Consider the following 11,776-nt stretch of genomic DNA (forward strand, 5'->3'; position numbering starts at 1 on the left):
ACCTGACAGAATGGAGCGTGTGAACATGAATGGCGAGAAAATCCTCGAAGGGCTTGATGACTCCCAGCTGGCTGCGGCGACGAGCATCGACGGGCCGGTGCGCATCATCGCCGGTGCCGGTGCCGGCAAGACGCGCACCATCACCCGACGCATCGCCTACGCGTGCGCTACGGGGCAATGGGATCCGGTCCGCACGCTCGCCGTCACGTTCTCCGTCAAGGCGGCCACCGAGATGCGTTCACGTCTCGCCGCGCTCGGCGTGCCCACGGTGAAGGCCGCCACCTTCCATTCCGCGGCATTGCACCAGCTTCGCCGCGCATGGGCGGATCTGAGCGAAGCGTATTTTCCGTCGATAGTCACGGACCCGCGCCAGCTCGCCGCCATCGCGCTGACCCGCGTGAACGGACAGGCCGAACCCGACGCCATGACGATCCGCGCATTGCTCGCCGAAATCAATTGGACCAAGGTCTCGCTTATCGCGCCACAGGACTATGCGCGTGTATGTGCCGCCACGCATCGTCAGCCTCCGGCCGGGCTCAGCCCCGACGCCATGGCCGACGTAATCGACGCGTATGAGCGGGAGAAGACCGGCCGAAACCAGATGGACTTCAATGACATCCTGCTGATGACCTGCCATGTGCTCGAACAGTTCGACCGGCCGGCCGCCACGATCCGATCGCAGGTGCGATGGATCACTGTGGACGAGTATCAGGACGTCTCCCCGCTGCAGCATCGACTGCTGAACTTGTGGATGCGTGGCCGCGACTCGTTGTGCGTGGTAGGCGACCCTGCGCAGACCATCTACTCGTTCGCCGGCGCCACCAGCCACTATCTGCTGCACTTCGGCGAGGAATGGCACAGACCGTGCACCGACGTGCGCCTCGACACGGACTACCGTTCCACGCCGCAGATCGTCAACTATGCGAATCGTGTGCTGTCGGCCTCGCCCCAGGCCCGTGACTATCTGGTATTGCGATCAGGACGGGAGACCGGGCGCCGCATGATGGTCACCGCATACGACAACGACGAGAAGGAGGCGACCAGTGTGGCCCGGCGCATCGCCACGCTGATCGACAGGGGAGTGAGTCCCAACGACGTGGCGGTGCTTATGCGCATCAACGCGCAGGGGCCGATGATTCGCGCCGCTCTGGGCAAGCTGGGCATTCGTTCGCGCATCCGCACGGAGTATGCGCAGACCGAGGCCACGCTGATCGATTCGTCATCCGCGGCCGCGCAGGCCGCCGCCGACGAACTGACCGCGCGGCAGGCCGGTCAGGTGAGCATCTCGACGATCCACGCGTCCAAGGGTCTGGAATGGAAGCATGTGTTCATCATCGGCTGCTCGGAGGGACTGATCCCGTTCGGATCCCCGGCGGCGGGGGAGGCCCTTGAGGAGGAGCGACGACTGTTCTACGTGGCGGTGACGCGAGGCGAGGACACCGTCGACGTGTCTTTCTCCTACGGCAAGGAGGCCGCCAGCCCACAGCGCCGCACTCCCAGCCGCTTCCTGCGGTAAGAGGCGCTGATCCCTCCCTCAGTCACGCTGCGCGTGACAGCTCCCTCCCTCGGAGGGAGCACGAAGATGTATGAGCTTGTGCTCCCTCCAGGGGAGGGAGCTGGCCGACGCAGTCGGTCTGAGGGAGGGATCGACGCCTACCGTTCTACCTACTTATCCTCCCCATCCGAAGGCGTGGAGTCGCCGGCGTCGGAGCCATCCCCGTCGCTGCCATCCTCGTCAAGCAGTTTGCTCAGCTCGGCATCCCAGTCGATCTTGGTGTCGGCCGCACCGGCGGGGGACACAGTCGCATCCGAACCGTCGTCGGTCGTACCGGCCGCGGGCTTGTCGCCCAGCGACGGCAGCAGATCCGGGTGGCCCCACTTGCCGTCGCGTCCCTCGGAGCCTTCGGTGAACGTGATCGACTCCCACACGTCGGCCGCCTCACGCAGACGCTTGGGACGCAGCTTAAGCCCCAGCAGCGATTCGAAGGTCAGCTCCGCGGGGCCGCCCACCGCGCGTTCGCGGCGCATCATCTCGCGCAGCTGTTCGATGTGCGGGATGTGCGCCATGCCGGCACGCCACACCACGCAATCCACCCAGCCGTCCACCAGGGCGAGCAGACGCTCCAGACCAGCCAGCGCCTCCTGCTGCTCCGGGGTGTCGGACAGTCCCACCTTGGCCAGGTTCACCGCGCCGGCGATCGACTCGGGGTTCATCATCTCCGCCTCGCGCAGCTGTTCCTCCATGGCGTCGAGATCGATGGAGATGCCGCGGGCGTACTTGCCGATCAGCGCCTCGAAGCGAGGCATAAGCCACTGCACCGCGGCGAACAGACGGGCGTGTGCCACCTCGTGCAGGGCCAGGAAGCTCATCACCTCGCCACGGTCGATCTCCAGCTCCTTGGCATACGCCGTGATGTTCTCAGGAATCAGCGCGCCCGCCGGGTTCTTCAGCAGCGCGATGCCCTGATCGAAGCTGCCGTGCACCTCGGTGGACAGGTTGCCGGCCGCGCCTCCCAGCTGCATGGCGAACGACGTGTTGCCGAGCAGCTTCATCAGCGTGGACGGATCCTTAAGATCGTCAGGGATCGGAATCGGGACCGGGCCGGCGAACATGCCGGAGATCTCGCCGCCCAACGCACCTCCCAGACGTTCGGAGATCACCGAGGCGAGCGCGTCGTTCATCGACTCGGCCACGGGGGCCGCGAACGACGCCCAGGAGGGCAGCGTCTTCTCCACCCACTCGCTGCGGGTGAGCACGTCGGGCTGACCCTTGACCGGGTCGAATTCGATCACGGAGTCCAGCCACAGGTTCGCCTCGCTGAGCGCACGGCGTGCGGCGGCACCATCCTCGGCGCTGACCATGGTCTGCGAGCCAGCGTCACGGGTCTTGTTCAAGGCGATGGACTGGGCGAGCTTGACGTTGATCGGCCCCTCCTCCATCGTTCGATGCACGTCACCCATGGAATTGAGACCGCCCGCGGTGAGCGCCTCGGCCAGGGAACGCACCTCGGAGGGCTTGGGCAGTCCCTCCACGCCCTGGCTCATGATCTGGTCGCGAATCGAATCCGGCAGGGAGGAGAACTGCTTCCATGCCAATTCCCCCTGAATCGGACCGAAGGATTCGATGAGCCACTGATGCAATTCGTTGTCTTCCATACCTTCACCATCGTTCGCTGGGCGCATGGCGTGCGCCGGGGTTCATTATCGTCAAGACGGCCCGGGTACCCTAGGCATTCGGGAAGTCTTTTGCATCCATAGTATTGGAGGTCTGCCGAACATGCACTTCGGACACGGCAAGTTCACCAAGAGCACGATGGTGAAGCGCATCGTGGCGTATTACGGGCTTGAGGGGCGGGGCCTGCGCTACTACATGGGTCTGATCGGCGTGCTGCTATGCGTGGTGCTGCTGTGCCTGCCCAGCGCCTTCGTGACCGAGGGGCCCGGCCCCACCCGCGACGTGCTCGGCACGGTCACGCTGGAGAACGGCAAGACCGCCCAGATGATCGTCATCAAGGGCGCCAAAACCCACAAGGACTCCGGCAGGCTGCTGCTGACCACGGTCAACAGCTACGGCGTCAACTCTCCGGCGATCAACGCGGAGGTGCTGGCCGCATGGCTCAACCCGCAGTCCGGCGTGCTGCCGCGCGAGGCGGTGATCCCGCCGAACCAGAGCGTGGAGGAATACACCGACAAGGCGAAGCACGAAATGACCGGCGCGCAGGATTCCGCGTCGTCGCAGGCGCTCGCGTTCCTGTCGTCTCAAGGAGTGGACACCTCGAATGTGAAGGTTTCCATGAACGTCGACGAGATCGGCGGCCCCTCCGCCGGACTCATGTACACGCTGGGCGTGATCGACAAGCTCACCGAGGCGGACGAGACCGGAGGCAAGACCATCGCCGGCACGGGAACCATCGACGACAAGGGCAAGGTCGGCGCCATCGGCGGCATCCGTCTGAAGATGATCGGCGCCAAGCGCGACGGCGCCACATGGTTCCTCGCTCCCAAGGACAACTGCAACGAAGTGGTCGGCCATGTGCCGGACGGCATCCGCGACGTGCAGGTCGATACACTCGCCGAGGCGTACGCCGCGCTGGTGAAGATCGGTCAGGGCAAGGGGGATTCCCTGCCGCACTGCACGGTCGGCTGACCGTCTCGCACGTCATCGGGTGCGCCGGACGGACACGATCGCGTCGATCGTGTTTGTTACGGCAATGTTCGTCGTGTATTGCTATGCTGTTCTCGTGGTTGAAACTACTAGGCAAGAGGCTGACGTATTTGGTTTCCATTCCGGCGACATCGTTCAGGAATGGCTATGGGATGACGACGTTGACGAATCCGTGCGTGAAAGCATCGAATCCGTCACCGGCGAGGATCTGGTCGACGAGGATTACGATTCCCCCGTCGACGGTGTGATCCTGTGGTGGCGTGACGGCGATGACGAGGACGGTCTGTCCGACACGATCATGGATGCGGTGGACGTGCTGAACGAGGGTGGCCCCTTCTGGGTGCTCACTCCGAAGCCCGGGCGCGAAGGAGCCGCGGCCGCCACCACCATCGACAACGCCGCCAAGACCTCGGGCATGAACGCCGCGACGCCGCAGACGCTGAATTCCGATTGGAACGCCGTCCGACTGCGCGCCTTCGGCAAGGGCCGCCAGTAGGCCTCGATACGATACGACATCATCCCGCCGGCACGACATTCGTGGATGATCCACGATTTTGTCCGACGGGATGATATTCTTTTATGGCACGCCGCGCCACGAGGCGCGGACGATGACCCGGGTGATTAGCTCAGTTGGTTAGAGCGCCACCTTTACACGGTGGATGTCGGGGGTTCGAGTCCCTCATCACCCACGATGAGAACCGTTGAGAATTCAACGGTTCTTCGTGTTTTCGGACGGTTTGCGTTCCGGTTTTCCCGGACGACGTCCGGCGCAATTGACCGCGCAATCACGTAATGTGGCTTATAGTCAAACCGGATGATCATGCGGCCAAGGAGGTCGATACTATGGCACGGAAGCCCGCGGCAGAGCGCAATAGCGCGACGATCGCTCGCGCAGGCAAGCGAAAGTGGGGCTATGACGTCGGGCAGGTGGATGCATTCCTGGAACGCGCCCACACCCTCTATGAGGACGACGAGCCGAAGATGAGCCAGGCGGACATCCAGAACGTGTCGTTCGCTCTGGAAAAGGACGGATACGTGATCTCCCAGGTGGATGCCGCGCTCAATCGTCTGGAAAAGGCCGTGGTCGACAAGCAGACCCAGTGGGACGTCACCCAGTTCGGCCGCGTGGCATGGCGTGCGGCCACCGAACAGTTGGCGCATAGCCTCTACGGGCGTGCCGACCGACCGGCCAAGAACCGGTTCGATCCTGGTGCATCCCGCCATCCCTCCTACGATCGCAAGCAGGTCGATCGTCTGGTCAATCAGGTGGTTGGCAAGATCAAGCGAGAACTCGGTGAATCCAAGGAACGTGAAAGCGACGCCGTACGCAAGATCGACGCCGAACTGACCTCCACCCGCGTGTCCAACATCATCTTCACTCAGCGCACCGGCAAACGCGGCTACAGCGAACGACAGGTCGACGCCTACCTCAACCGTGCCATTCAGGTGCTGGCCCGTCTCGAATCCTTCGCCCGGCTCGAGGGCACGTTGTTCCCGGCCTCCGCGGCGAACGACGCATCGGCCGCCCAGCCCGTGCAGCCGGCCGCCGTCTCCGTTGCACAGCCCGCACCTGTCGAGACACCGGTGGCGCCGATCGTGGCGGCCGCATCCGTTGCCGCGACTCCGGTCACGGCAACGACTCCGGAACAGGTGGCTCCCGTCATGGCCGAATTCGAGGACACTCGTACGGAACGTGAACGTGAACGCGACGACTCCTTCTACAATCTCCGCGAAGCCGAGACCGAGATCTTCAGCGGCGTGTCCGATACGGCCCCGGCGGCGGACACCCCTGCCGCAGCTGTGACGGGCTCCCTCAACGGCCTGATGAACTCCGCTGCCGAAAGGTCCCGGACGCAAACCCCCGCGGTGGCTCCGTTGTTCCCGGAAACCCAGCCGTCCGACGTCTCGTCCGATGTCTCACCGGCCCAGACCGCCAACGAAATGCCGACCACCGCGATCCCGCGTCCGGCCGACGAGCCCGCCCCGCAGTTCACCTTCGACGCCTCGGCTGCCACGCCGCCGTCGTTCCCCGTGCAGACGCCGGTTCAGACATCCACTACGGCCTCGCCGGCACCCGAGCCTGCGGCGCAGCAGTATGCCACGGAGGCTCCGTCCCAGTCCGCTCCGTCGTATGCCGCGCCCGCACAGTCGTACGGTTCCTACGGCTCTCCCGCCAGCGAGACCCCCGTGGAAATCCACCATGGGCGTCACATCAGCTACCCGTCCATCCAGTCGGGTGTTGTGGGGGACATTCCCGAGGAGTCCGTCACGACGCCGGCGGCAACGTCCGCGCCGGCAGAGACCCCGGCCCGGCCGGACCGGAAGGCCCAGACGTCGTCCGCATCGCATGCGTCCAGCCCCGACGACTACTTCTCCGCCCTGCTCGATACCAATTCGATTCCGGCCGTGGACTTCCACATCCCCAACCTCACCTTCCCCTCCCCGGACGACGACAAGGAAACGCGATAACACGTGCTTGATCACAACGCACACAACACACAGACCATGACCCCTTCATCTGATTTTCCCGATCCCACCCTGCCGAACGAGAACGACGACTGGCATCGCACCGTCGCCATCCTCGGCTCCACAGGATCCATCGGTACGCAGGGACTCGACGTCATCGCACGTCACCCCGAACGATTCGACGTCGTGGCTCTGGCCGCCGGCGGTGCCCACGTGGACCTGCTCGCCAGCCAGGCCGCACGCTTCCATGCCCGTTACGTGGCCGTGCACGACGAGTCCGCACTGCCCGCGCTGCGCGAGGCGCTCGCCCGCGAAGGCGCCACGGACGTCGAGGTGACCGCAGGCCATCAGGCCGTCATCGACATCGCCGGCATCGGCGTCGACGTGGTGCTCAACGGCATCACCGGCTCGATCGGACTTGAGCCGTCGATCGCCGCGCTGCAGGCCGGCTCCCAGCTCGCCCTGGCCAACAAGGAGTCCGTCGTCGCCGGCGGTCACCTGCTGTTCGATGCGCAGATTCGCGCCAAGCAGATCAATCCCGTCGACTCCGAGCATTCCGCCATCTGGCAGTCGCTGCGTTCAGGCACGCACGGCGAGGTGGAACGCCTCGTCGTCACCGCGTCCGGCGGCCCGTTCCGCGGCCGTCACCGCAGCGAACTGACCGACGTCACCCCCGAGCAGGCGCTCAATCACCCCACGTGGAACATGGGTCCGGTCGTCACCATCAACTCGTCCACCCTGATGAACAAGGGTCTGGAGGTCATCGAGGCGAGCCGCCTGTTCGACGTGCCGCCGGACCATATCAGCGTGACCGTGCACCCGCAGTCCATCGTGCACTCCATGGTGGAGTTCCGCGACGGCGCCACCATCAGCCAGGCCTCGCCGCCCGACATGCGTCTGCCCATCGCGCTCGGCCTGTCCGCGCCGTACCGTCTGGGAAACGTCGCCAAGCCGTGCGACTGGACCCAGGCCGCGCAGTGGACGTTCGAACCGCTAGACGACGAGACCTTCCCCGCGGTGAGCCTCGCCCGTCACTGCCTCGCCGCATCCGAGAAGCATACGGCCGTGCTCAACGCCGCCAACGAGCAGGCTGTGCACGCGTTCCTTGAACATCGTCTGCCCTACCTCGGCATCGTCGACACCGTGCGCGAAGTGCTCGACGAGATGGACACTGAACTGAGGAGTGCCCCCTTGTTCGAGTCCGTGGAGGAAATGAGCCGACTCGAGGAAACCGCCCGCCGACTGGCCGATCATCTGATAGACAACAAATCGTGACTGACGTGACTGAGACGAACGTGACTGAAACGAATACGACCGAAACCGTGGACGCCGCCAAGCCGTTCCGCAAGACGGGGGAGCCGTCCATCGCCGAATCCCCCCTGCACCCGAGGCGCAAGTCCCGCCGTATCATGGTGGGCCCCGTGCCCGTCGGCGGCGGCGCACCCATCAGCGTGCAGTCGATGACGAACACCGTGACCGCCGACGTGAACGCCACGCTCCGTCAGATCGGCGAGCTCGCGCAGGCCGGCTGTGACATCGTGCGCGTGGCCGTGCCCAGCCAGGACGACGCCGACGCGCTGCCCGCCATCGTGGCCAAGTCGCCGATCCCCGTGATCGCCGACATCCACTTCCAGTCGAAGTACGTGTTCCAGGCCATCGACGCCGGCTGCGCGGCCGTGCGCGTGAACCCCGGCAACATCCGCAAGTTCGACCAGGTGGGCCCCGACATCTGCAAGGCGGCCACCGACGCCGGCATCAGCCTGCGCATCGGTGTGAACGCCGGCTCGCTCGACAAGGCGCTGTACGCCAAGTACGGTGGCCCCACCCCCGAGGCGCTTGTGGCCTCCGCCCTCAAGGAGGCCCGACTGTTCGAGGACGTCGGCTTCCATGACTTCAAGATCTCCGTGAAGCACCACGACGTGATCACCATGGTGCAGACCTACCGACTGCTCGCCTCCAAGGGCGACTGGCCACTGCACCTCGGCGTCACCGAGGCCGGTCCCGCCTGGCAGGGCACCATCAAGTCGTGCCTCGCGTTCGGCGCGCTGCTGGCCGAGGGCATCGGCGACACCATCCGCGTGTCCCTGTCCGCGCCGCCCGTCGAGGAGGTCAAGGTCGGCTGCAAACTGCTCGAATACATGGGCCTGCGCGCACGCCACTTCGACATCATCTCCTGCCCGAGCTGCGGCCGCGCCCAGGTGGACGTGATCCAGCTGGCCAACGCCGTCACCGACGGGCTCAAGGGCATCACCGCGCCGATCCGCGTGGCCGTGATGGGCTGCATCGTCAACGGTCCGGGCGAGGCCCGCGAGGCCGACCTCGGCGTGGCGTCCGGCAACGGCAAGGGCCAGATCTTCATCAAGGGCAAGGTCATCCAGACCGTGCCCGAGGACCAGATCGTCGACACGCTGCTCGACAAGGCCCACGAGATCGCCGAGCACATGAAGGACCAGGCCGAGGCCGAGGGCCGCACGCTCGACGGCACCGAGCCCGTCGTCGTCCCGATCACCTCCGACGACAAGCACCATACCGCCTGACAGCCGTATAGAATGCGTGTCGTGCTGAAACGTCGGAAAACGAGAACGCCACAGCCCGGCGAATGGGGTTGGCTCAAACGCATGAAGGTCAGCGTGCCCATCTTCATCATCCTGATGGGCATCCTGATCTCCGTGTCGCACGCCACCACCGTGGAGTGGAACAACAACCCCATCGACCAGAGCGTCGACACGCTGGCCTCCGACACGGCCGTCACGTTCGACAACCCCGACGGTCAGACGCTGCCCGCGCTCGACACTTACAAGGTGGCGACGAAAAGCGTGTGGCTGGACCTCAAACGACCATCCACCGGCGAGGTGCAGCACGCGCACGTGCTCATCAGATACCCGAAGAACACCAACGCCACCACCGGCACGACCGACGGCACCGATTCCAGCAGTCCGACCAAACTGCCCGGCGTGGTGTTCATGCACGGCGCCGGCTACGGCACCGCCGACAACTCGTTCGGCGACGTGGCCGAGGACCTGAGCTCCGCCGGATTCGTCACCGCCACCGTCGACAAGCCCGTCTGGTCCACCAACGACATCACCCGCGACTATCCGGGGTCCGCGCACGCCTACGGTCAGGTGGTCGACTACCTGCGCTCCATGAGCATGGTCGACGCCGACCGTGTGGGACTCTACGCCACGTCGGAAAGCACGTGGATCTCGCCGTATCTGGTGCGCGACGACGGCAACATCGCCTTCCAGATCCTCCTGTCGCCCATGGTGCACACGCCGCGCCATGCACTCGGATTCTTCGTGGCACAGGACTTCGCCATCGTTGGCGCCAACCCCGGCTACCAGTCCATCGTCCGACGCGTGTTCAGCGCCGACACCGCGCAATTCGGCCTGACCAATCTCGACTTCAATCCCATGATCGCCGAAGGCTACTCCATCCCAACGTTCGTGGCCTACGGGTCCAAGGACGTGATGACCGCACAGGTGGACGGCGTGCGGTCGATCGAACTCATGGCCCGCCAAAGCGACAACTGGAACGTGACCGTGCGCAACTATCCCGTGGCCAACCATGTGATGCGACTCGGCGACGAGGCCGAGGAGGGCACGCCACTGGTCGACCGCTACGAACGCGACATGGTCGACTGGGCCGTGGGCACGTCACGCGGACTCAAGGAGACGTCCGCGTCCATCGCCGGCGCCACCATCTACCAGTCCATCGCCGTACCCACCAACCTGTACGGGCATACGAAACTCACCATCTACGGCGTGGTCGTGCACGTGGCCGCGGTGATCACATTGCTCGTGGCGTTCATCCTGAGCCTTATCGCACTGGAACGCAAGATCCGCTACATGATCGGCCGGCGCGGTCCGTCGCTCGGCTTCGTGCGCGGATACCAGCGCGTGCTCATCACCATATCCGCCACCACGATCGCCACGCTGCTCTTGTTCTTTGCAGGCGTCGGCCAGATCATCTGGCGCGTTGTCACGCTCATCTGGGGTGCGGCGCCGGAATCGCCCGGCATGATCTACTGGAGCTGGTATGCGATCCAAGTGGTGTGCGTGCTGGTCGTCTGGGCATGGTCTCGCGTGTTCTGCCAGCTGCTCAACACCGCCGCGCAGAAGGGACTATTGCGCACACCCGACGAATGGCGAGCCGACTTCGAGATCAAACGACTCACCGGCAAACCCGTGCTGCGCATCCGCGGCACCCACACCGGCCCGATCATCGCATCCACCAGACTTGGCGTCGCACTGTTCGTCGCCACCACGCTCGCCATGTTCTGCGTGCTGCTCGTCTTCGCCTTCTGGGGCCTGTTCGTCTACTAGCCAAACGGGGAATCCCGGAAGGAAGAAGCCACCAATGCCACTGTACAAGGACGAAGGCCTCGTGCTGCGCACCGTGAAACTCGGCGAGGCCGACCGTATCATCACCATCCTCACCCGAGACCACGGCAAGATCCGCGCCGTAGCCAAAGGCGCACGACGTCCGAAATCACGATTCGGAGCCCGACTCGAACCGTTCATGCGCGCCTCGCTGCTCATCGCCACCGGACGATCCCTCGACGTCGTATCACAGGCCTCCACGCTGGGCGCCTACGCCGACGGCATCGTGAACGACTACGACGCCTACCTCAACGCCAGCGTGATCGTCGAAACCGCCGACCGACTGTTCGCAGCCCTCGAGGAGCCCTCGCCGGCACAGTACCGGCTCGCCGTCGGCGCCATATCGGCATTGAGTCGGCATCTGCACGATCCGCGCGACATCAGCGAATCCTACGTGCTCAGGGCGCTTGCGCTCGCCGGCTGGCGACCCAGGCTCGACGCGTGCGTGGTGTGCGGCGAGACGCGCAAGCCCGTGGCGTTCTCCATCCCCGCCGGCGGCGTGATGTGCGCCACGGACCGCACCCCCGAGGCGCGGCGCATAGGGGAGCGGGGAGTGGCGCGCTTGCGTGCACTGCTCGCCGGCGACTGGGCCACACTCGATGCCGCATCCGCACGGGGTGCCGACGGGGGGAGCGCGGGCGCGGAGACCACCGTTTCGGCCGCCGCATCAGTTCCCACCCCCGTCGATCACGGCGATCTGGTGGAAAAATGGGCCGAATATTACCTAGAGCGGCCGATTCGTTCCGCGCGCTTGCTAGATTCGTAA

9 protein-coding genes and 1 tRNA gene are annotated in these 11,776 nt (G+C 65.1%); 9 read left to right on the top strand and 1 reads right to left on the bottom strand.

The genetic code is table 11. The features are described 5' to 3' along the window. Positions 1-10 precede the first annotated feature (10 nt). Positions 11-1,516 carry an ATP-dependent helicase gene (locus Tam10B_RS04615; protein ID WP_093960078.1) on the top strand — a complete coding sequence of 502 codons (1,506 nt, stop codon included), beginning with the start codon at positions 11-13 and terminating at the stop codon, positions 1,514-1,516. 149 nt (positions 1,517-1,665) lie between these two features. Here Tam10B_RS04615 and Tam10B_RS04620 read toward each other — a convergent pair whose 3' ends face one another. Continuing rightward, positions 1,666-3,156, bottom strand: coding sequence for a zinc-dependent metalloprotease (locus tag Tam10B_RS04620; RefSeq protein ID WP_093960079.1), 1,491 nt, complete (start codon positions 3,154-3,156; stop codon positions 1,666-1,668). Positions 3,157-3,277: 121 nt separating this feature from the next. Between Tam10B_RS04620 and Tam10B_RS04625 the strand changes: the two genes are divergently transcribed. The 8 genes from Tam10B_RS04625 to recO all read left to right on the top strand — a co-directional run bounded on the left by Tam10B_RS04625 (position 3,278) and on the right by recO (position 11,776). After that, complete coding sequence (locus Tam10B_RS04625; protein WP_233133585.1) at positions 3,278-4,147, top strand: S16 family serine protease; 870 nt, start codon at positions 3,278-3,280, stop codon at positions 4,145-4,147. Between the two features lie 64 nt (positions 4,148-4,211). Continuing rightward, complete coding sequence (locus Tam10B_RS04630; protein WP_093960080.1) at positions 4,212-4,661, top strand: DUF3052 domain-containing protein; 450 nt, start codon at positions 4,212-4,214, stop codon at positions 4,659-4,661. 119 nt (positions 4,662-4,780) lie between these two features. Beyond that, positions 4,781-4,854: transfer RNA gene (locus Tam10B_RS04635), tRNA-Val, on the top strand. Between the two features lie 154 nt (positions 4,855-5,008). Next, complete coding sequence (locus tag Tam10B_RS04640; RefSeq protein ID WP_158214131.1) at positions 5,009-6,634, top strand: DivIVA domain-containing protein; 1,626 nt, start codon at positions 5,009-5,011, stop codon at positions 6,632-6,634. 36 nt (positions 6,635-6,670) lie between these two features. Then, positions 6,671-7,906, top strand: coding sequence for a 1-deoxy-D-xylulose-5-phosphate reductoisomerase (dxr, locus tag Tam10B_RS04645; RefSeq protein ID WP_093960156.1), 1,236 nt, complete (start codon positions 6,671-6,673; stop codon positions 7,904-7,906). A gap of 20 nt (positions 7,907-7,926) precedes the next feature. Continuing rightward, the gene (gene ispG / locus Tam10B_RS04650; protein ID WP_233133586.1) at positions 7,927-9,168 is read left to right on the top strand and encodes a flavodoxin-dependent (E)-4-hydroxy-3-methylbut-2-enyl-diphosphate synthase; all 1,242 of its coding nucleotides are present in this window, start codon (positions 7,927-7,929) and stop codon (positions 9,166-9,168) included. Between the two features lie 81 nt (positions 9,169-9,249). Next, a complete protein-coding gene (locus tag Tam10B_RS04655; protein WP_198947525.1) occupies positions 9,250-10,953 on the top strand; it encodes an alpha/beta hydrolase family protein in 1,704 nt (567 codons plus the stop codon). A 34-nt stretch (positions 10,954-10,987) separates the two neighbouring features. Next, positions 10,988-11,776: a DNA repair protein RecO gene (gene recO / locus Tam10B_RS04660; protein WP_093960082.1), complete on the top strand. Its 789-nt coding sequence runs from the start codon at positions 10,988-10,990 to the stop codon at positions 11,774-11,776.

The organism is Bifidobacterium vansinderenii (assembly GCF_002234915.1).
In the GTDB taxonomy this organism is placed as follows: domain Bacteria; phylum Actinomycetota; class Actinomycetes; order Actinomycetales; family Bifidobacteriaceae; genus Galliscardovia; species Galliscardovia vansinderenii.